At 28.4% G+C, this 20881-nt stretch carries 22 protein-coding genes; 1 reads left to right on the top strand and 21 read right to left on the bottom strand.

All coding sequences use genetic code 11. The features are described from left to right. Positions 1 to 29: 29 nt before the first annotated feature. Genes recG through CKV72_RS04990 form a run of 3 tightly spaced genes read right to left on the bottom strand, consistent with a single transcriptional unit; the run spans position 30 to position 4143 of the window. Positions 30 to 2081 carry an ATP-dependent DNA helicase RecG gene (gene recG / locus CKV72_RS05000; protein ID WP_095177660.1) on the bottom strand — a complete coding sequence of 684 codons (2052 nt, stop codon included), beginning with the start codon at positions 2079 to 2081 and terminating at the stop codon, positions 30 to 32. Between the two features lie 56 nt (positions 2082 to 2137). Further along, positions 2138 to 3778, bottom strand: coding sequence for a DAK2 domain-containing protein (locus CKV72_RS04995; protein ID WP_089864090.1), 1641 nt, complete (start codon positions 3776 to 3778; stop codon positions 2138 to 2140). A 14-nt stretch (positions 3779 to 3792) separates the two neighbouring features. Then, entirely contained in the window at positions 3793 to 4143 is a 351-nt protein-coding gene (locus tag CKV72_RS04990) for an Asp23/Gls24 family envelope stress response protein (protein ID WP_089864088.1), read from the bottom strand. Between the two features lie 233 nt (positions 4144 to 4376). Here CKV72_RS04990 and rpmB point away from each other — a divergent pair, with 233 nt between their 5' ends. After that, on the top strand, positions 4377 to 4568 hold the full coding sequence (gene rpmB, locus CKV72_RS04985; protein ID WP_089864086.1) for a 50S ribosomal protein L28: 192 nt from the start codon (positions 4377 to 4379) through the stop codon (positions 4566 to 4568). A 119-nt stretch (positions 4569 to 4687) separates the two neighbouring features. Here rpmB and CKV72_RS04980 read toward each other — a convergent pair whose 3' ends face one another. The 18 genes from CKV72_RS04980 to CKV72_RS04895 all read right to left on the bottom strand — a co-directional run bounded on the left by CKV72_RS04980 (position 4688) and on the right by CKV72_RS04895 (position 20852). Next, on the bottom strand, positions 4688 to 4849 hold the full coding sequence (locus CKV72_RS04980; RefSeq protein WP_157726537.1) for a hypothetical protein: 162 nt from the start codon (positions 4847 to 4849) through the stop codon (positions 4688 to 4690). Positions 4850 to 4911: 62 nt separating this feature from the next. Then, complete coding sequence (locus CKV72_RS04975) at positions 4912 to 5547, bottom strand: thiamine diphosphokinase (protein ID WP_095177659.1); 636 nt, start codon at positions 5545 to 5547, stop codon at positions 4912 to 4914. After that, the gene (gene rpe, locus CKV72_RS04970) at positions 5544 to 6197 is read right to left on the bottom strand and encodes a ribulose-phosphate 3-epimerase (protein WP_095177658.1); all 654 of its coding nucleotides are present in this window, start codon (positions 6195 to 6197) and stop codon (positions 5544 to 5546) included. Before rpe ends, CKV72_RS04975 begins: the two co-directional genes overlap by 4 nt. After that, positions 6191 to 7063 (bottom strand): ribosome small subunit-dependent GTPase A, encoded by an 873-nt coding sequence (rsgA, locus tag CKV72_RS04965; RefSeq protein WP_095177657.1) that lies wholly within the window; start codon positions 7061 to 7063, stop codon positions 6191 to 6193. The genes rpe and rsgA overlap by 7 nt, the downstream gene beginning before the upstream one ends. An 18-nt stretch (positions 7064 to 7081) precedes the next feature. After that, entirely contained in the window at positions 7082 to 8896 is a 1815-nt protein-coding gene (gene pknB / locus CKV72_RS04960) for a Stk1 family PASTA domain-containing Ser/Thr kinase (protein ID WP_168943640.1), read from the bottom strand. Then, positions 8871 to 9617, bottom strand: coding sequence for a Stp1/IreP family PP2C-type Ser/Thr phosphatase (locus CKV72_RS04955; RefSeq protein ID WP_168943649.1), 747 nt, complete (start codon positions 9615 to 9617; stop codon positions 8871 to 8873). Before CKV72_RS04955 ends, pknB begins: the two co-directional genes overlap by 26 nt. A 4-nt stretch (positions 9618 to 9621) precedes the next feature. Next, on the bottom strand, positions 9622 to 10662 hold the full coding sequence (gene rlmN, locus CKV72_RS04950) for a dual-specificity RNA methyltransferase RlmN (protein WP_095177656.1): 1041 nt from the start codon (positions 10660 to 10662) through the stop codon (positions 9622 to 9624). 9 nt (positions 10663 to 10671) lie between these two features. Further along, a complete protein-coding gene (rsmB, locus tag CKV72_RS04945) occupies positions 10672 to 12000 on the bottom strand; it encodes a 16S rRNA (cytosine(967)-C(5))-methyltransferase RsmB (protein ID WP_095177655.1) in 1329 nt (442 codons plus the stop codon). A 77-nt stretch (positions 12001 to 12077) separates the two neighbouring features. Next, positions 12078 to 12758 (bottom strand): zinc metallopeptidase, encoded by a 681-nt coding sequence (locus CKV72_RS04940; protein ID WP_095177654.1) that lies wholly within the window; start codon positions 12756 to 12758, stop codon positions 12078 to 12080. Positions 12759 to 12774: 16 nt separating this feature from the next. Beyond that, a complete protein-coding gene (gene fmt / locus CKV72_RS04935; protein ID WP_095177653.1) occupies positions 12775 to 13704 on the bottom strand; it encodes a methionyl-tRNA formyltransferase in 930 nt (309 codons plus the stop codon). 4 nt (positions 13705 to 13708) lie between these two features. Further along, the gene (gene def, locus CKV72_RS04930) at positions 13709 to 14161 is read right to left on the bottom strand and encodes a peptide deformylase (RefSeq protein WP_095177652.1); all 453 of its coding nucleotides are present in this window, start codon (positions 14159 to 14161) and stop codon (positions 13709 to 13711) included. Positions 14162 to 14182: 21 nt separating this feature from the next. After that, positions 14183 to 16390, bottom strand: a complete 2208-nt coding sequence (gene priA / locus CKV72_RS04925; RefSeq protein WP_095178365.1) for a primosomal protein N' — start codon at positions 16388 to 16390, stop codon at positions 14183 to 14185. Between the two features lie 84 nt (positions 16391 to 16474). After that, positions 16475 to 17668 carry a bifunctional phosphopantothenoylcysteine decarboxylase/phosphopantothenate--cysteine ligase CoaBC gene (coaBC, locus tag CKV72_RS04920; RefSeq protein ID WP_089864069.1) on the bottom strand — a complete coding sequence of 398 codons (1194 nt, stop codon included), beginning with the start codon at positions 17666 to 17668 and terminating at the stop codon, positions 16475 to 16477. 1 nt (position 17669) lies between these two features. Continuing rightward, entirely contained in the window at positions 17670 to 17888 is a 219-nt protein-coding gene (gene rpoZ / locus CKV72_RS04915; protein WP_089864068.1) for a DNA-directed RNA polymerase subunit omega, read from the bottom strand. Next, positions 17869 to 18495, bottom strand: coding sequence for a guanylate kinase (gene gmk / locus CKV72_RS04910; protein ID WP_095177651.1), 627 nt, complete (start codon positions 18493 to 18495; stop codon positions 17869 to 17871). The genes rpoZ and gmk overlap by 20 nt, the downstream gene beginning before the upstream one ends. Beyond that, a complete protein-coding gene (gene remA, locus CKV72_RS04905; protein WP_023438094.1) occupies positions 18495 to 18764 on the bottom strand; it encodes an extracellular matrix/biofilm regulator RemA in 270 nt (89 codons plus the stop codon). Before remA ends, gmk begins: the two co-directional genes overlap by 1 nt. Before the next feature lie 22 nt (positions 18765 to 18786). After that, entirely contained in the window at positions 18787 to 19665 is an 879-nt protein-coding gene (locus CKV72_RS04900; protein WP_089864065.1) for a YicC/YloC family endoribonuclease, read from the bottom strand. Positions 19666 to 19979: 314 nt separating this feature from the next. Then, positions 19980 to 20852 carry a (4Fe-4S)-binding protein gene (locus CKV72_RS04895; protein ID WP_089864063.1) on the bottom strand — a complete coding sequence of 291 codons (873 nt, stop codon included), beginning with the start codon at positions 20850 to 20852 and terminating at the stop codon, positions 19980 to 19982. Positions 20853 to 20881: the final 29 nt, after the last annotated feature.

The following is a 20881-nucleotide window of genomic DNA, read 5'->3' as shown; positions in this document are numbered from 1 at the left end:
TTACACAAAGCCTTTATAAAAAATTTGATTTAATTAAAACAAATATATTTTTTCTGTTTATCTATTTTTGTTCCTAAGTATTTAAGAATTTTTATATCCTCTTTTTTATTGCTCTTTAGTAATTCTTGAGATTCCCTATGAGCTATTTTGAGTATGTCTATATCATCTATGGGATTAGATAAAATTAAATTTTCTTCTCCATGTTGTCTGAAGCCAAATATTTCTCCACTGCCTCTTATTTTTAAATCCTGTTCTGCTATAAAAAAACCATCATTACTTTTTACCAAGGTTTCCATTCTCTTCCTTGTCTTCATATTTTTAATATTGCCCATTAAAATACAATAAGATTTTTCACTACCTCTTCCAACTCTTCCTCTTAGTTGATGAAGTTGTGCCAAGCCAAATCTTTCTGCTCCTTCTATTATCATAATAGTAGCATTAGGAACATTGATTCCAACTTCTATTACTGTGGTGGATACTAATAATTTTACTTCATTGTTTTTAAATCTTAACATAATATCATTTTTTTCCTTAGGAGTCATCTTACCATGCAATATTTCCATTTCTATTTGGTTAAAATAGTTATCTTTTAAATCTTTATAAAGCTCCTGCACTGAAGTTAAATCCAATTGATCATTTTCCTCCACTAATGGACAAACTACGTATACCTGTCTTCCCTTTTTAATTTCTTTTAAGGCAAAGGAATATATTCTATTTCGTTTTTTTTCATTTATAAAATAAGTATCTACCTTTTGTCTGCCTGGTGGCAACTCATCTATTATAGAAATATCTAAATCTCCATATAAATATAAACTTAATGTTCTTGGTATTGGTGTAGCTGTCATTACTAATATGTCTGCTCCTTCTCCTTTTGTAAATAATTTATTTCGTTGCATAACTCCAAATCTATGTTGCTCATCCGTTATTACGATTCCCAATTTTTTAAATTCCACATCATCCTCTATTAAAGCATGAGTTCCTACTATTATATCTATTTCTCCCATTTTTAATGCTTTCTTTATATTAAGTTTTGCTTTATTTGAAGTGCTTCCACATAAAAGCTGTACTCTTATATTAAATTCTGAAAGTAGTTTTTTAATTTCTATAAAATGTTGTTGTGCTAATATTTCTGTTGGTGCCATTAAAACTCCTTGATATCCATTTAAAGCTACATTAAGCAATGCAATTATAGCAAGTATAGTCTTACCTGACCCTACATCTCCTTGTACTAACCTATTCATTGGGATATTCTTATTTTGATCCTTTAGAATTTCTTCTAACACTAAGCTTTGTGCCTTAGTGAGCTGGAATTTTAATTTGTTTTGTAGCTTATTTATTTCATCTTTATATATTTTAAATGCTATGCCTTTATTATTTTGCTTTCTACTTTCTTTTAATAGAGATATTTTTAATGAGTAAGTAAAAAGTTCCTGAAATTTTAATCTTCTTCTAGCAAATTCTAACTGTGATTCACTAACTGGGTTGTGAATAGCCCTAATACTTTCATCTAAAGAACAAAAATTATACTTTTCTATAATTTGTCTAGGTAAATTTTCTTCTATTATTAATTTATCTAATACATCTTTTATTAGTTTTACAAAAGTATTATTTTTCACACCTTCTCTTAAAGGATATATAGGCATTACTATTTCATTTATAATATCATTTTCTTTAATATTTTTCTCTACTATTTTAGGATTTATAATTAATTTTTCTCCTCTGTATATATCAAGTTTACCATGAAAAGTATATTGCCTACCTATTCTAAATTTATTTTTTATGTACGGTTGATTAAACCATCTACATTTTATCACTTCTTCTTCATTTTCTAGTATTACTGTAGATATCACTTTGCCAGTTCTAGTTCTTACATCTTTTTTTACTTCTAAAACCTGTGCTGTTATAATTATTTCCTGCTTTTCTAGAGCATTTTTTAAACTATCACAAGATTTTATAATTTTATAGTCTCTTGGAAAATATAATAATAAGTCCATTATTGTAAATATGCCACATTTATTTAATTTTTCTAAAGTTTTAGGCCCTACTCCCTTTAACTCTCCTACACTACTATATATATCCATGTGTTATCACTCCACATTATTTTTCTAATTAAATAAAAAAAGCCAAATGGCTTTTTTTATTCAACAGAAACAATAAAATAATATAATGGCTGTTTTCCTTCAAAACATTGAACATCTAAATCACTGTATATTTCTTCAATCTCATCTATAAATTCCTCTACTTTATCTTTATCGCAATCTTCTCCATAAAACAAAGTAATAAGTTCACTATCTTCATCTACCATATCTTGTATTAGTTTTCGACAAACTTCTAATATATCATTACCTACTTCTTCTATATTTCCTTCCTTAAGTCCAATGATATCACCAGATTTTATTGTTTTTCCATCTACTTCTGTATCTCTTACAGCATAAGTTACAGAACCTGTTTTGACCTCTTTTATACCTTTTTCCATAGCTTTTATATTATCTTCTAAACTACCTTCAAAATTAAACATGGTAAGAGCTGTTATACCTTGAGGTATTGTTTTAGTTTCTATTACATGTATATTTTTTTCTGATAGCTCCTTAGCTTGTTTTGCAGCCATAATTATATTCTTATTATTTGGAAGTATAAATATATTTTCTGCATTAATTTTATCTATAGCTTTAATTATATCCTCAGTACTTGGATTCATAGTTTGACCGCCTTCTATTATGACGTCAACTCCTAAATCCTTAAATGCATCTCTAATTCCTTCTCCTAAAGCTACTGCTATAAATGCATATGGTTTTTTCTTACTATTTTTTACAGTTTCTTCTTTTGATATGTCTTTTAAATCCTCATCTTCTAATATGTGTCTGTGTTGTTCTCTCATATTATCAATTTTTATTTTAGATAAAGGTCCTAATTTTATTGCCTTTGACAAAACCTTTCCTGGATCATTTGTGTGTATATGAACTTTTACCAAATCATCGGAACCAACTACTATCATAGAATCTCCATGAGGCTCTAAATCCTTTTTAAATTTGTCTACATCTGCATCCTTTGATACTATAAAAAATTCTGTACAATATCCAAATTTTATATCTTCTTCTTTTATAGTTTTAGCCGCTTCATAGGTTACTTTACCTTTTCCTTCATCCACTATAGAAACATCCTGTAGATTTTTTTCTAAAACTTCATACATTCCTTGTAAAATGATTAGTAATCCAGCACCACCAGCATCTACAACTTTAGCTTCTTTTAATACTGGTAACATTTCTGGAGTTTTGCTTAATGTTTCACTGCTATAATCACAAACATCTTTCATTAATTCTAAGACATTTTTTCTTCTACTTTTATCTGCTGCTTCTCCTGCGGCTCTTATTATAGTTAATATAGTTCCCTCAGTAGGTCTCATAACAGCCTTATATGCAGATTTAGAACCCTCTATTATAGATTCTGCTAACTGTTCTCCATTAACTACTTCTTTATTTTCTAACCCCTTTGCAATACCTCTAAGTATTTGAGATAAAATTACTCCAGAATTACCTCTTGCACCCATTAGTGCACCTCTAGAAAGGCTCTTTGCAATATCTCCTATAGTACTCTCTTTTTTATCCTTTATTTCCATAACTGCTGACCTAAAAGTCATGGACATATTAGTTCCTGTATCTCCATCAGGTACTGGAAATACATTTAATGAATTAATATATTCTTTTTGACTTTCTAATTTATTACTAGCATTTATCATCATATTATAAAAACAATGACCGTCTATATTTAAGTATTCCATTTCAAGCTACCTCCTTAAACTCTAACACCTTGAACATTTACTGTTATGTTGGAAACTTTAAGGCCTGTGTAGTTTTCAACATTATATTTTACCTTTTGTATTATATTACTTGCTATTACTGAAATTTTTGTCCCATACTCAACAATTATATATAATTCTATATATATTTTATCTTCTTTATTTTTTATTTTCACACCTTTACTTAAATTTTCTCCTTTTAAAAGCTCCCATAATCCATCTTTAGCATTTCTAGAAGCCATTCCTACAACACCATAGCATTCCATGGTAGAAACTCCTACTATATTACCTAAAACCTCTTCAGAGTAATTAATATATCCATATTCATTATTAATATTTCCTATCATATTAATAAACCTCCTTAAACATAAGCCTTAAAGTTATTTTATATTAAATACTAATTTTATTCAAGAAAATATATCCTTTTTATTTAATTGTTAATTATTCATTAAATAAAAATTTTGACTATAGCATTTTTATTTCACTTATACACTTGCATATATTATATGTAATGTGATAAAATGATATAGGTTTTAATTGGGAAGTTTTTTTTCCAATTTACAAAGGAGGTGTTTTCAGAATGTCAAGAAAATGTGAAATTTGTGGTAAAGGCGTTACATCTGGAATCCAATATAGTCACTCTCATCGTAAATCAAAGAGAACTTGGGCTCCAAACCTTAAGAAAGTTAAAGCTATAGTTAAGGGAACACCTAAGACTATACACGCATGTACTAGATGCTTACGTTCCGGTAAAGTTCAACGTGCAATATAAATCAAAAAATGCAATTGGCATCAATTGCATTTTTTGTTATACTTTTTTAAATATAAACTTTATAATTTTAGAAATACACTTTGGCAATTTAATTGCAACTATTTTCATCAATTCACCTCTTATTTATTTTGCTGAATCAAATACCAACCAGCATATATAAGCCCTCCACCAACTGCTAAAATCCATCCCCAAATAGGAAGGATAAAAGTGGCTATTATACCAATTCCAATTGAACCAATTATCATACCTAGTTTTTTTCTACCACGTCTACTCTTCCACAAATCAAGCCCCTCTTTAAATTGATTTTATTATATTATATGTGGAATTTTAAAAATAGTGTTTATTAATCTCTACTCTGAATTATCAAAAGAATACCAGAAGAAAAATCTATATAAGCTTCATTTTCTTTAATTTCATTGGATATTCCTAAAACATCTCCCACTTTTAGGTGATAATTATTCAAAGGATATTTAGCCCCATGTATAGTTAAATTTACTACATCTTCTTTAAAACTTATTAATGAAAAATATTTGAATTTGTCTTTCTTTATATAGGTAGATTTATTCACCATTTTTATATAATTAAATTCATCTCTTATATAACATTGCACATTAAAATTTAAGGAGGAATATAAAAGATTTATATTCCCCAAAACATGATCTAATCTACTGCCAGTACATCCTAATAAAGCTATTTTATCCGTTCCCATATCTATAGCTTTTATAACCGCCGCTTGAGAATCAGTAAAATCCTTTTCTTCTGGAAATACATTTAAATCAACATTACTTTCCTTATAATAATTTAAAATATTTTCGTCTATAGAATCAAAATCTCCCACTATTAAAGTAGGTTTCACACCATACGTATGTAAAGTTTCTGCTCCTTTATCTGCTGCTATAACTATATTACTATCCTTTAATTCCTCCAATAATAATTCCTTTTCTGGTGCCTTTCCTCCACAAACTATTAATGCCTTCATTTTAAAGCCCCTCTTAACTCTTTTAGGTTTTCTTCTATTTTTCCATCTTTAAAAACTGCAGATCCTGCTACTACTAAATCCACTCCACAGTTTACTATATCTTTTATATTATCCTTACCTACTCCACCATCTACTTCTATTATTAAGTCTTTATTTAATTCATCTTTTAGTTTTTTAAGTTCCCTTATTTTTTCTGAGGCATAAGGTATGTATTTTTGTCCTCCAAAACCAGGATTAACTGACATTATAAGAACCATATCTAAAGAAGGTATAAGATCCTTTATAAGACTTACAGAAGTTCCAGGATTTAATGCAATTCCAGCTTTAACTCCAAAGGATTTTATGTAATTTATAGTTCTATCTATATGTGTTTCAGCTTCATAGTGAAATGTAATAATATCTGCTCCTGATTTTGCAAAGTCCTCTATATATTTTGAAGGCTCTTCTATCATAAGGTGTACATCAAAAGGTAATTTAGTTAATCCTTTTATACTCTTCATTATAGGCACTCCAAAAGATATATTAGGTACATATCTTCCATCCATTACATCAAAATGTACAACATCTGCACCATACTTTTCTATGCTTTCGATGTCTCTTCCTAAATTTGCAAAATCTGCTGATAATATTGAAGGTGCTATTTTTACCATTTGTTACTTTTCCCCCTTAATTTTTCTTCTATTATTTGTATATAAAATTCATATCTTTTCTTATGTATTTTTCCTTGTTCTAAAGCATTTTTTAATGCACAACTAGGTTCTTTATAATGTAGACATCCAGTAAATTTACATCTATTTATATAATCTATAAATTCCGGAAATAAAAATTGGACTTCCTCTTTTTCTATATCATCTATAGTTAAAGATGAAAAACCAGGTGTATCTACTAAAAATCCATTTTCAACTTCTATAAGTTCGCTATGCCTTGTAGTATGCTTACCCCTTTTTAGCTTTTCACTTATTTGACCTGTCTGCATTACATCTTTACCTACTAATTTATTTATTATAGTTGATTTTCCTGCTCCAGAAGGTCCACATAATACATTTAAATTTCCTTTTAGTTTTTCCTTTATTTTTTCAATACCTATACCTTCTTTAGCATTTAAATATATAACTTCATAACCTGCACTTTTTACTATGTCTACTACTTCTTCTTTATCTGGATTATCTACTAAATCTACTTTATTAAATGCTACTACAGCCTTTATTTCGTTGTATTCACATTGTAATAAAAATTTATTTAATAAATCCAAATTAATATTAGGATTTTTAAAAGCAAATACAATTATAGCTTGAGATATATTAGCTACTGCAGGTCTGATTAATTTATTTTTTCTTTCAAATATTTTTTCTATAGTTCCTTTAGAATTATTATCAATTTTTATCTCTACCTTATCTCCAACCATAGGGGTAAGTTCATCTAGTCTGAACTTACCCCTAGCTTTACATTCATATAATCCATCTTCAGTTTTTATATAATAAAATCCACCTATTCCCTTTGTAATGATTCCTTGCATAATTCCTCCTAAATATCTTTATTGTTTATTCTTATTTTCATTCTTATCTGATTTTCCATCTTCTTTTTTTCCAGTTTCTTCTTCAGTAACATTATTATTTTCATTTTCTTTATCATTAGGTTCTTCCGTAGGTTCTTCTGGTTTAACTTCAGGTTCTTTATATGAATAGTAACTTATACTTACTAATGTACCTTCCTTTACTTGTGTATTAGCCTCTATAGTTTGAGCAAATATTTTTCCATCTAAATTTTCATCAGAAGTTTCAACAATTCTTTGATTTCCTAATTTTAATTTAGCATTTTCCAAAAGATTTTTTGCCTCATTAAGAGTTCTACCATAAAGGTTTGGTACTGTTGAATACTTTATTTCTGGCCCTTTACTTATAACTAAATCCACCTTAGATTTTAATTCAATCTCGCTACCTTTTTCAGGGTTTTGTCTTATAACAGAATTCTTAGAAACAACATCACTATATTCATAGGATACATTTCCTAAACTCAATTCATATCTACTTAATATATCTTTAGCAACTTCCAAATCTATATCATGAAGATCCGGCACCTTAAGTTTTTCTTTTCCACCACTTACTACAACCCTAACTTCAGATTTAGCTTTTATAGGCGTTCCTTCCTCTGGAGAAGATTTTAAAACTGTCCCCTCTGGTTTATCGCTAGTTTCTATGGCCACTATTTGAAAAACTAAATTTTTTTCTTCCACAATTTTTTTGGCTTCGTCCTTATGTAATCCCACTATTTTAGGAACTGTAATGCTCTTGCCACCATTAAGCACTTTATTATATATTACATAACCTGATAAAAACCCCACGCATAAAACCAATATAATAGAAGTAATAGCTACTATCATTTTTTTATTTTTGCTGGTTATAGGTCCTTTTTTATCTTCTTCATAATAAATATCATCATCTTCTAACTCATCACTAAAATCATCTACATTTATAGGATCCATTATCCTAGTTCTATCATCTTCTATACTAGTGTTTCCTATGTTTACTTGTTCATTATTTTCTATTTTCTTTAAATCATTTATAAGTTCACTGACATTTTGATATCTTTTAATAGGTTCTCTTTCCATACATTTTAAAATTATGCTATTTAAACTTTCAGGTAAAGAAGTATTTATTGTTTTAGGAGGTATAACATCTCCTTGAATATGTTTTAATGCAATAGACACTGGTGTCTCTCCGTTATAAGGCAATTGCCCTGTTACCATTTCATATAAAACAATTCCAAGTGAATATATATCTGTTCTTAAGTCTACAAATCCTCCCTTAGCCTGTTCTGGTGAAAAATAATGAACTGAACCCATAATTTGCGAAGTATTAGTTATTGTAACTGAATTAGTTGCTTTTGCTATGCCAAAATCCGTTACTTTAACTAAATTATCCTCTGTAACTAAAATATTATGTGGTTTTATATCTCTATGTATAATGTTATTTTTATGAGCACATTCTAGTCCTTTAGCTATTTGAATTGCTAAATTAACTGCATCTTTAATAGGTATTTTCCCTTTTCTTCTAATTACATCCTTTAAAGTTTCTCCTTGAACATACTCCATAACAATATAATTTATATTTTTTTCAGATCCTACATCATATATATTAACTATATTATTATCTGAAATACTTGCTGCAGCTGTGGCTTCCCTTTTAAATTTCTCTACAAATTGAGCATCACGGGAAAACTCTTCTTTTAAAACTTTTACTGCTACATATCTATTGAGAAAATGACATTTTGCCTTATAGACTTCTGCCATCCCCCCTTCTCCAATCTTTTCTAATAATTCATATCTATTCCCTAGTAATGTGCCTATCATCACTACACTCTCCTTCAAATACAATGACTGATATGTTATCTTTACCACCTTTTTCTTTACAAGTTTCAACTAAAATTCTACATGCATTTTCATTATTATTGGTTATTATTATATCATACATTTCTTTTGGTGTAATATCATTTGTCAATCCATCAGTACAAAGTATTATCTTTTTTATTTCTTTTAATTCTAATAAGAATGTATCTACTATAACTAAATCACTTGTGCCTAAGGCTCTTGTTATAACATTTCTATTTGGATGTATGAGGGCTTCTTCTTCTGTTATGCTTCCACTATCCACTAATTGCTGAACTAAAGAGTGATCTTTAGTTACTTTAATTATTTTATCATCTTTGTCAATAATATAACAACTACTATCTCCTACATTACCAACTACCATTTTTCCTTTTTTAAGAAAAGCTACTGTTACAGTAGTTCCCATTCCCTCATATTCTTTTTTTTCACATGACAAATTAAATATATGCTCATTAGCCTTTTTTATGGCCTTTATTAGTTGGCATTCTATATCTTCTTTATCTTCTATATCTTTTAGATATTCTATTATACTATTTACTGCTAATTTACTAGCAACTTCTCCTGCATTGTGTCCACCCATGCCATCAGCAACTATGTATATTTCTTTTGTTTCATCTATATAGTACCCAACATAATCTTCATTTATCTTTCTAAAATTCCCAACATCTGTTATCATACCCACCATAGACTTACACCTCTTTAATATTATTTTTAACATATCTTCTTCTAAGTTGTCCACAGGCTGCATTTATATCTGAGCCCATTTCTCTTCTTATAGTAGTTTGTATGCCATTTTTTAGTAATATATTACTAAAGTTTTTAATCTTATTGGTGGAAGAACTTTTAAACTCTTTTTCATCTATTTTATTTATAGGAATTAGATTCACATGACAAAGTAATCCCTTTAGTAAGTTAGATAATTCTTCTGCATGTACCTCTTTATCATTTAAATTATCAACCAAAGCATATTCAAAAGTTATTCTTCTATTGGTTTTACTTATATAATATTTACACGCTTCAAGTAGTTCTTCTATAGAATAAACAGATGCAATAGGCATGGTCTTTCTTCTTATATTGTCATTAGGTGCATGTAATGATATAGCTAAGGTTATTTGCAAATTTTCTTCCGCTAGTTCTTTTATTTTAGGAACTATACCACAGGTTGAAAGAGTTATATGCCTTTGTCCTATATTAAGACCATTTTCGTTATTTACGGATTTTATAAATTTTAAACTATTATCATAATTATCTAGTGGCTCTCCACTACCCATCATAACTATATTAGATATTTTTTCTCCAATTTCTTTTTGTGCCATTAATACTTCACCTAAAATTTCACCATGAGATAAACTTCTCACAACACCTCCTATAGTAGAAGCACAAAATGTACATCCCATTTTGCATCCTACTTGAGTAGATACGCAAATGGTATTACCATGTTTATATTTCATAACAACAGATTCTATTATGTTTCCATCTCTATACTCAAAAAGAAATTTAACAGTACTTTTATCTTTAGACACATATTTTTCAACTACAGAAGGAACACTAATATAAAAATTTTCCTGAAGCTTATTTTTAATATCCTTAGGTATGTTTTTCATAGCTTCAAAATTATATGCTCCTTTATATATCCAGTCTAATACTTGTTTTGCTCTAAATTCTTTTTCACCATTTTCCTTCATCCATTTTTTTAAATCTTCTAAGCTTAAGTCTAATAAATTTATCATATTAAACACCTACCGCTGTTTTTTTAATTTGGCTATATAAAATCCATCCATGTATTCATTTGGCAATATAGTTAATGTACCATACTCATCATATATAAAATTATCTACATTACCCAAAAATATTTTTTCCACCTTAAAATTAGGAAACTCTTTTAAAAACCATTTAATGTTTTCTATATTTTCTTTTTTGTTTAATGTACAGGTTGAATATAAAAGTACTCCATTATCTTTAAGGTATTTAGCACCGTTTTCTAATATTTTTCTTTGAATATGAACTATTGATTTTAAATCTTTAGCACTTTTGCTATATTTTATTTCAGGTTTTTTTCTAATAATACCTAATCCTGAACAAGGAGCATCTATTAAAATTCTATCTGCAAAAGCATGGTATTTTTTATTATATATAGTTCCATCTCCTAATATAAGATCTATATTATTAATTCCTAGTCTTTCTTTATTTTGTTTAATTAAATCCAATTTATTTTCATGTATGTCAAAAGCTAAAACTTTCCCTGTATTATTCATTATCTCTGAAATATGTGTAGTCTTTCCACCTGGTGCACTGCAAAGATCCATTACATTTATATTTTCTTTTAAATCCATAACTCCTGCTACAAGCATTGCACTTTCATCTTGCACCGTTATAAGTCCCTGTTTAAAAAGAGGATTTTTTTCTATGCTTCGTCCTTTAATTATTCTTATAGCTTCAGGACAAACTATACCTTCTTCTATATTATAATCATTATCTTCTAATGCATTCCATACACTTTCATAGTCACTTTTAATATTGTTAACTCTAACAGTAATGGAAGGTATAGAGTTTAAACCTTTTAATATTTCTTCTATCTTTTCTTTACCATATTGTTTTAAAAATAAATCTACCATCCACTTTGGATAGGAATATTCAAAGCATAGTTTTTCTACTAAATTATTTTCATTATAATATTTATTATCTTTGTTTCTTATATAGTTTCTTAAAACTCCATTTATAAACTTACTAGATCCTTTTGATTTTATTTTGCCCAATTCCACACATTCATTTACTGCTGCAAAATTTGGAACCTTATCTAGGTATCTTAGCTGATAAATACCTATTCTTAATATATTTAGAACATATTGATCTACACTTTTTATTCCCTTTTTTATGTAATTATTTAAAATTAAGTCTATAGTGTATTTATATTTTATAGTTCCATACACCAATTCCGTTATAAAAGCTTTATCTTTTTCATTTAATTTGTATTTATTTAAAGCATTATTTAATGCTATATTAGAGTAAGCATTTTTTAAAAATACTGCATTCAATACTTCTACTGCTACTTTTCTATCTGTTACCATATACAAACTTCTCCTAATTTTTATATTTATACATAAGAAAGTTGTATGGCATAAATTTATGCCATACAGCTTTCTTATTAATCATTTCTTCTACTTAAAACAATAAGTCTTAAAAGTTGTGAGATAGCTGTTAGTGTTGCTGCTACATAGGTCATAGCTGCAGCACTTAAAACTCTTTTTGCACCAATTACTTCCTCTCCATAAAGTGTACCTGTTCCTTCTAGCATAGATATAGCTCTGGAGGAAGCATCAAATTCCACTGGTAAAGTAATTAATTGAAATAAAACTACTGCTGAAAATAGTATTATTCCAGTTTTAACAAGACCTGTTATTTTTAATATAAATCCAAGAATAAATAGTATCCAAGATAAATTAGATCCTAAATTAGCCAAAGGTACTATGGCATTTCTCATTTTTAAAGGAGCATAATTTTCTTGATGTTGAATAGCATGCCCTGTTTCATGAGCTGCAACTCCTATAGATGCTACAGAAGTTCCATAGTATACATCAGAAGATAATCTCATTACTCTATTTACAGGATCATAGTGATCTGTGAGTTTTCCCCTAACTAATTGAACAGGTATGTCAAAAAGTCCATGACTATCTAAAAGCCTTCTTGCTACTTGCTCACCAGTATACCCACCTTGACTTCTAATTTTTGAATACTTTTCAAATGTGCTATTTACTTTTATTTGAGCTATAAAAGATATTATAAGCGCAGGTATTAAGATTATCATAGTGCTATCATAAAAAAACATAACTATCCCTCCTTTTTTATTCTAATATAGTTCCCTTTTCTATTTCATTACCTCTTATATATTCTTCTACATACATAGGTTTTTTAGATGGAAATTGTATTTTTTTCAATAATAATATCCCATCTTTAGTAGCAACTTTTATTCCTTCTTTTGATACATCTACTATATAGCCTGGTAAAAAATCTTCTTTTTTATCTATTACCTCTGCTTCATATATTTTCATTCTAGTTCCCTTATAATAAGTATAGGCTAAAGGCCATGGGTTTAATCCTCTTATAAGGTTTTTTATATTTTGACTTTCTAAATTCCAATTAATTTTGGCCATTTTTTTATCTAACATAGATGCATAGCAACTTTGATCATGCTGTTGCTTTTCAGGCTTTATACTACCTTCTACTAATCCATTTATAGTTTTTACTAAAAGTTCTCCTCCACTTTCCATTAATTTATCGTGAAGTTCTCCTGCTGTAGTATCATCTTCTATAGTATATTTATTTTTTAACAGCATATCTCCTGTATCTAATCCCTCATCCATAAACATAGTAGTATTTCCACTAAATTTTTCTCCATTTATTATAGCCCAATTTATAGGAGCTGCTCCTCTATATTTAGGTAATAAGGATGCGTGTAAATTTATGCATCCATATTTAGGAATATCTAATATTTCCTTAGATAAAATTTGTCCATAAGCTACTACTATAATAAAATCTGGTGATAATTCCTTTAAAAACTCTATTGCCTCTCTGTCTTCTCTTAATTTTTGCGGCTGGAAAACCTCTATATTTTCCCTTAAGGCCACTTCTTTTACTGGAGACATTGCAAGTTTTTTTCCTCTTCCTTTAGGTCTATCAGGTTGAGTGAAAACAGCTTTAACACCAAATTCTTTAATAAGTCTTTCTAAGGATGGTACTGCAAATTCTGGTGTTCCCATAAATACTATTTTCATTAATTTACTCTACCTCACTTTCTATTACTTTATCCACAAATAAAATTCCATTTAAATGATCTATTTCGTGGCATAAAGCTCTTGCTAATAATTCCTCTCCTTCAACTATTATTTCATTTCCTTTTCTATCTTGTGCTTTAACTTTTACTCTATATGGCCTTTTAACTTCCCCTTGTCTACCTGGTACGCTTAAACATCCTTCCTGATCTACATAAAATCCTTCTTCTTCTATAATTTCTGGATTTATTAAAAACAATGGACCTTCTCCAATATCTATAACTACTACTCTTTTTAATATTCCAACTTGAGGTGCTGCTAAACCTACACCATTGTTTTCATACATTGTTTCCAACATGTCATCTAATAATACTTGAATTCTATCATCTATTTTATCCACTTTTCTACTTTTCTTTCTTAATAAATCATCACCTAAAAATCTTAAATTTCTTATTGCCATATTAAATTACCTCCAATACATTTACATTAAACTTGTAGGATTTATATCTATGCTAACTTTTATATCGCTATATACATCCTTTAAACTTTCATATACTTTATTTTTTATAATATGTTTTAATTCATAACTCATAATTCCCTTTAAGGTTATTTGCCACCTATAATTATTTTTTATTTTAGATATTTCACAAGGACATGGTCCAAGTATATTTATTTTATCATTATTTTTTAAAGTATCTTTTAATATTATACCAACATTTTGTATATTTTTTATTAATATATCCTCATTTTTACTGCTTAAATTTATAAGCATAATTTCTGTAAAAGGAGGATACTCCATTAACCTTCTGTATTCCAATTCTTCTTTGTAAAATTTATCGTATTCGTTACTTGCAGAGTATATTATGCTATAGTTGTCTGGATTATAGGTTTGAACTATAACCTCTCCTTCTTTTTTACCTCTTCCTGCTCTTCCAGATACCTGAGTTATAAGTTGAAAGGTTCTTTCCGTAGCTTTATAATCTGGTATATTGAGAGATAAATCCGCTGCAATTACTCCAACTAAAGTTACATTTTCAAAATCCAGTCCCTTAGCTATCATTTGAGTACCTATTAAAATATCTGCCTTACCACTTTTGAAAGTTTCATATATTCTTTCATGAGAGTTTTTCTTTCTTGTGGTATCAAAATCCATTCTTAAAGTTTTTGCATTTGGAAAATATTTGTGCACTTCTTTTTCTATTCTCTCTGTACCTGCACCAAAATATTTAACATAAGAGCTGCCACATTTAGGACAGGTTTTTAAAACTCTTTCCCTTTTACCACAATAATGGCATATTAAAAAAGAATTTCTATTATGATAAGTAAGAGCTATATCGCAATTGCTACACTTGAAAACATATCCACACTTTCTGCAGGAAACAAAAGTAGAAAAACCTCTTCTATTTAAAAACAATATTATTTGTTCTTTTTTATTTAATCTTTCTTCTATACCTTCAAAAAGTTTTTTGCTAAAAATGGATCTATTATTATTTATTAATTCCTCTCTCATGTCCACAATTTCCACTTTAGGCATAGCTGCACCATCAGCTCTATTTAAAAGTTCTATAAGTTCTAGTTCACCTGTTTTTGCTGCATAGTAAGTTTCTATAGAAGGTGTAGCTGTTCCTAATACTAATTTGCAATTATAAAGCTCACTTTTTATTTTTCCTATATCTTTTGCATTATACTTAGGATCACTGTCGGATTTATAACTAGTTTCATGTTCTTCATCTATTACTATTAAACCTAAATTGTTAAAAGGTAAAAAAATTGCTGACCTAGGTCCTATAGCAATTTTTACTTCCCCTTTTTTAACCCTTACCCACTCATCATATTTTTCTCCATCAGAAAGTCTACTGTGAAAAAGTGTAATGTCTTTTCCAAATCTTCCTTTAAACCTTTCTATCATTTGAGGTGTTAGTGCTATTTCTGGAACTAATATAATAGAATCTTTGCCTTGTTTTAACATCTCTTTTACTAAATTCATATATATTTCTGTTTTTCCACTGCCAGTAACACCTTTTATTAAAAACATGTTTTGAGAAGAATTCATTATCTTTTCTACAGCACATCTTTGGTCTTCATTTAAAACTTTTTCTTCATATTCTTTATAGGCTTTGTCATTATATCTATTTATAACTTTTTCTTGTTGAGTTAAAAAATCATATTTTAGCAATGTGGTTATGGAAGATAAGGATAAATTAAATTTTTTGCTTAGAGCTGTTTTATTAAATTTTCCACTGTTTTTCTTTACTATGTTGTATATGTTAATGTAAGGTTCCTTATTGTGCCTTCCTTCTAAAGGCTTTCCTATATATATTAAATTTTCTTTTTTCTTTTTAACTCCTTTAAAAAGTATAGACGGTAGTATGGTTTTTATTCCTTCCATATAAGTGGATAAGTAATTTTTTTTCATGTATTCTACAATGCGCATGTCTTTATAAGATAAAACAGGAAATTTTTCATATACTTTAATTATTGATTTTATTTTTATATTTCCTTTATTCTCTATATTTTCATATAAATCTATTACAAAAGCATCTATTTTTTTATTACCCATGCCAAAAGGCACTAGTACCCTATTTCCAATTTTAATTTTTGCTAAAAGCTCTTGGGGTATTTTATAAGTAAAAATTTTATCCAATTGAATTGAAGTACTGTTTACAACTACGCCTGCATATCTATACACTTTATCACCCTTTTTATCAGTAAATAAAAGAGGCTTTTCTTTAGCCCCTTTTAAGTTAACCATATAAAAAATGCTTAGCACTTTTTAAAAATTTTCCTTTAGTATTAAATCAAAAATTTCTCTTGCTACTTCTTTCTTACTCATTTTCTCTAATGGGATATTATTTCCATTTCTACATAATATATTTACTTTATTTTCATCAGAGGCAAAACCAATCCCTTTACCTGTTATGTCATTGGCAACTATATAATCTAAGTTTTTCTTTTCAAGTTTTTCTGTAGCGTTTTGGATTAAATCATTACTCTCTGCTGCAAAACCTACTAATACTTGATTTTTCTTTATACTGCCAAGTTTTCTTAATATATCTGTATCCTTTTCCATTTCTAAATTTAAACCTTCTCCATCTTTCTTTTTTATTTTCTTTTGTGAGAAAGTTTTAGGTTTATAATCTGCAACTGCTGCTGCTTTTATTACAATATCTTGTTTTTCAAAGTTATCTAACACTTCTTTTAACATTTCTTCATTTGTATTAATATGAATAGTCTTAATACCAAATGGATCTTGTAAATTTGAAGTTCCAGATATTAAAGTTACATCTGCTCCCCTATCTCTGGCTTCTTTAGCTATTTCATAACCCATTTTTCCAGTTGATTTATTTGTAATATATCTAACAGGATCAATTGAAGCCTTAGTAGGTCCTGCTGTTACTAAAACTTTTTTTCCTACTAAATCTTTTTTAGGATAAAGCATACTTTCTGCTACATTTGCTATAAGTTCTGTATCCGCCAGTTTTCCTTTACCACTATCTCCACAGGCTAACATACCTGAAGCTGGTTCTATAAAATTATATCCAAAGGATTTTAGTTTTTCTATATTTTGCTGTACTATCGGATTTGTATACATATTTGTATTCATAGCACTAGCAAATACTACTGGCGCTCTAGTGGCCATTATAGTAGTAGATAACATATCATCTGCTATACCATTGGCAACCTTACCTATTATATTAGCTGTAGCTGGCACTATAAGCATAAGATCTGCTTTTTTAGCCAGGGAGATGTGTTGAATTTCCCAATGCTTTGGTTCATCAAACATATCTGTTACAACCATATTTTGACTTAAGCTTTGAAAGCTTAAAGGAGTTACAAATTCACAGGCAGATTTTGTCATAATAACATGTATATTAAAATTCTTTTTCTTTAATTTGCTTATTACATCTAAAGCTTTATATACTGCTATTCCTCCTGTAACACCTATAACTATGTTCTTTTTATCCATTCTATTTTATTCCTTCCTTAATAGTCTCATAGGATATAAGTCCTTCATTAACTTCCTCAATAGCTAAAGATACAGGTTTTACTATATCTGATTCCAAAAGGGGATCATCTCCGTCTACTAATTGTCTTGCCCTTTTAGATGTTACTACTACCAATGAGTATCTATTATCTACTTTTTTAAGTAAATCTGTTATTGCAGGATTAATCATAGAGTTGTTCATGGATTATTCCCTCCTTAGATAATAATATTGAATCTTTTATTCTATCCACTCTACATTTTTCAGCTATAATGATGCTTTGTATTTTTTTTACTGCATCATTAACTTTATCATTCACAACAGCATAATTATATTTTGACACATAATTAATTTCTTTATATGCTGATTTAAATCTAGTCATAAGAGATTCTTCTGTTTCTGTACCTCTTTTTATTATTCTATTTTTTAATTCTTCCATAGAAGGTGGTAATATAAATATAAATATTCCTTCTTTATAATTTTCCTTTACTTTTAAGGCTCCCTGTATATCTATTTCTAGTATTACATCTTTGCCCTTATCTAACATTTCTACTACTTTTGATTTAGGAGTTCCATAATAATTGCCATATACTTCAGCATATTCTAGAAAATCATTTTCTTCAATTTTATCTTGAAATTCTTCTTTTGTCATAAAGTAATAGTTTTTCCCATGTACTTCACCTTCTCTTGGAGCCCTAGTAGTGGCGGAAACTGAAAACCAAAAATTATTGTTTTTCAAGAGTTCTTTGCAAACCGTTCCTTTGCCTGTACCTGAAGGTCCTGAGATTACAATTAGCAAGCCTTTTTTCATTAATCTTCATCCTCTTCTAATATGTCTTCTTTATATGATAACCTATGAGCAACTGTTTCTGGTTGAACTGCAGATAATATAACGTGATCACTATCAGTTATAATAACAGCTCTTGTTCTCCTTCCATATGTAGCATCTATTAACATTCCTCTGTCTCTTGCTTCTTGTATAATCCTTTTTATCGGTGCAGATTCTGGACTTACTATTGCAATAAGTCTATTTGCTGAAACAATATTTCCAAATCCTATGTTTATTAATTTAATAGCCATATAATTCCTCCTATTATTTTATTTATTCAATGTTTTGAATTTGTTCTCTTATTTTTTCAATTTCATTTTTCATGGTTAATACAAAATTTGAAATATCTAAATTATTAGCCTTTGAAGCAATTGTGTTTACTTCCCTATTCATTTCTTGTACTATGAAATCTAATTTTCTACCTATAGGTTCTTCTAAGTTTAGAGTATCCTTTACTTGAATTAAATGACTTTTAAGTCTAACTATTTCTTCATCTATGCAGCTTTTATCTGCAAATAGTGCCACTTCCATAGCCAGCCTCTCTTCATCAATTTCAACATCTTTTAAAAGTTCTTCTAATCTTAACTCTAATTTTTCTTTATACATTGTTACTACTTGAGGAGCTATTTTTTCAACTTCTTTGCATGTTTCTTTTATGTTGTCACATTTTTCCAAAATATTTTCTTTAAGCTTAGCACCTTCTACTTCTCTCATTTTCACAAGAGAAATTGCAGCTTCCTCCAATGGATCATTAAGTTCTACCCAAAGCTCATCAATGTCTTCTTCTTTATGTTCTATAGTTATAACTTCAGGGAACTTTGCAATTAAATCTATAGATAATTCTTCTGATATATTATATCTACTTTTTATTTCTTCTAGATTCTTTACATATCCATCTGCTAAATCCTTATTAAAAATTGTTTCCACATTACTTTTATCATATGTATTAAGATTTATAAATACATCTATTTTTCCTCTTCCTACATACTTTTGTACTATTTCTCTTATTTTTTGCTCTAACTGGATTAAGCTTCTAGGCATTTTTATGTTTATATCACAATATCTGTGATTTACACTTTTAATTTCAACTACAAAACTTCTTTTTTCATTTTCAAAGGTTGCCCTTCCAAAGCCCGTCATACTTTTTACCATAAACTTCATCCTTCCATTAACAATTGCTCAACTATACTCATTATACCTTTAGATTTATAAAAAATTCAAGCATATTTTGCAAAATTTTAAAGAATGCTCCTTTTTTCTATATAATTTGTTTTTTATTATATTTTATATTTTTCTTTGGTTTACATTTTTATTTAATTTACATAATATTTTTTATGTAAAATTATAATTTTTCTTAAAAACATTCTTTCTAATAAATATGCTTTAAATAAAATTTTGCATATATTATTACGAAACTCACTATATATAAAAAAGCCTTGGAATTTATCCAAAGCTTTTTTAGTATTTTATATTTCTTTTTTAATATTATTCAATCCAACTCTATCTATAAGACTTCCAAATCTTTCTTTAGGATTTCCATTTTCTTTATAATAGTTTATAAATTTTTCTGTTATTTCCATAGCTTCTTCAATACTTATAATATCTGAGAAAACTTCACCTACTCTAGGATTTTTTCCCCACTTTCCTCCTACAAAAATCTTTACTCCTTCTTTATCTAGTTGGACCCCTTTAAAATGACATTTGTCTATACATAATCCGCAATTAGTACATTTATTAAAATCTATTTTTATTTTTTCATCCTCAACCTTACATGCATTAAATCTACAAACATTTTCTACAGAACATACTTTACATCCCACACAATTTTCATGGATTACTTTAGGTTTTTTCTGTCCTACAATGCCTAAGTCATTTAATTCTGGTTTTATACAGTTATTAGGGCATCCACCTATACCTATTTTAAACTTATGAGGAAGTGATACATCATAAAATCCTTCGTAAAATCTTTTATGTACCTCTCTTGCTAATTTTTGTGTATCTACTAAGCCATAGGTACAAACTGTTCCTTTACAGGCAACTATTGGTCTTACTCTATTTCCAGTTCCCCCTGAATATAAACCCACCTCTTCTAATTCATTCTTAACTTTTTCTATATCCTCATATTTTATCCAAGGTATTTCAACGGTTAATCTAGTTGTAAAGCTTGAATACCCTCTTCCATATTTTTTAGATATTTTAGATACAACGCTCATTTCTTCACTGTTTAGATTCCCATCTTTTGTTATAACCCTGCAAATAAAATATTCTTTTCCTCTTTGAGGTATGAACCCTTGTCCTTTTAAAGTTTTAAATTCTTCTTCACTTAATTTTATAGCCATTTTTATTTCCTCCTATATTACAAATATAA

The organism is Clostridium cochlearium (assembly GCF_900187165.1).
Lineage (GTDB): Bacteria > Bacillota > Clostridia > Clostridiales > Clostridiaceae > Clostridium_G > Clostridium_G cochlearium.
The sequence above is the reverse complement of the archived record's forward strand: the minus strand, read 5'-3'. Positions and strand labels throughout refer to the sequence as shown.

Bases quoted from the DNA above. Each gene is read 5' to 3' on its own strand.
- rpe (WP_095177658.1), bottom strand. From the start codon at position 6,197: ATGGTAAAAATAGCACCTTCAATATTATCAGCAGATTTTGCAAATTTA.
- rsmB (WP_095177655.1), bottom strand. From the start codon at position 12,000: ATGGTAACAGATAGAAAAGTAGCAGTAGAAGTATTGAATGCAGTATTT.
- CKV72_RS04895 (WP_089864063.1), bottom strand. From the start codon at position 20,852: ATGGCTATAAAATTAAGTGAAGAAGAATTTAAAACTTTAAAAGGACAA.
- CKV72_RS04940 (WP_095177654.1), bottom strand. From the start codon at position 12,758: ATGTTTTTTTATGATAGCACTATGATAATCTTAATACCTGCGCTTATA.
- rpoZ (WP_089864068.1), bottom strand. From the start codon at position 17,888: ATGAACAACTCTATGATTAATCCTGCAATAACAGATTTACTTAAAAAA.
- CKV72_RS04955 (WP_168943649.1), bottom strand. From the start codon at position 9,617: ATGGTGGGTATGATAACAGATGTTGGGAATTTTAGAAAGATAAATGAA.
- rsgA (WP_095177657.1), bottom strand. From the start codon at position 7,063: ATGCAAGGAATCATTACAAAGGGAATAGGTGGATTTTATTATATAAAA.
- rpmB (WP_089864086.1), top strand. From the start codon at position 4,377: ATGTCAAGAAAATGTGAAATTTGTGGTAAAGGCGTTACATCTGGAATC.
- pknB (WP_168943640.1), bottom strand. From the start codon at position 8,896: ATGATAGGCACATTACTAGGGAATAGATATGAATTATTAGAAAAGATT.
- CKV72_RS04900 (WP_089864065.1), bottom strand. From the start codon at position 19,665: ATGGTAAAAAGTATGACGGGCTTTGGAAGGGCAACCTTTGAAAATGAA.
- gmk (WP_095177651.1), bottom strand. From the start codon at position 18,495: ATGAAAAAAGGCTTGCTAATTGTAATCTCAGGACCTTCAGGTACAGGC.
- rlmN (WP_095177656.1), bottom strand. From the start codon at position 10,662: ATGATAAATTTATTAGACTTAAGCTTAGAAGATTTAAAAAAATGGATG.
- coaBC (WP_089864069.1), bottom strand. From the start codon at position 17,668: ATGGATAAAAAGAACATAGTTATAGGTGTTACAGGAGGAATAGCAGTA.
- def (WP_095177652.1), bottom strand. From the start codon at position 14,161: ATGGCAATAAGAAATTTAAGATTTTTAGGTGATGATTTATTAAGAAAG.
- CKV72_RS04975 (WP_095177659.1), bottom strand. From the start codon at position 5,547: ATGAAGGCATTAATAGTTTGTGGAGGAAAGGCACCAGAAAAGGAATTA.
- CKV72_RS04995 (WP_089864090.1), bottom strand. From the start codon at position 3,778: ATGGAATACTTAAATATAGACGGTCATTGTTTTTATAATATGATGATA.
- recG (WP_095177660.1), bottom strand. From the start codon at position 2,081: ATGGATATATATAGTAGTGTAGGAGAGTTAAAGGGAGTAGGGCCTAAA.
- fmt (WP_095177653.1), bottom strand. From the start codon at position 13,704: ATGAAAATAGTATTTATGGGAACACCAGAATTTGCAGTACCATCCTTA.
- remA (WP_023438094.1), bottom strand. From the start codon at position 18,764: ATGGCTATTAAATTAATAAACATAGGATTTGGAAATATTGTTTCAGCA.
- CKV72_RS04990 (WP_089864088.1), bottom strand. From the start codon at position 4,143: ATGATAGGAAATATTAATAATGAATATGGATATATTAATTACTCTGAA.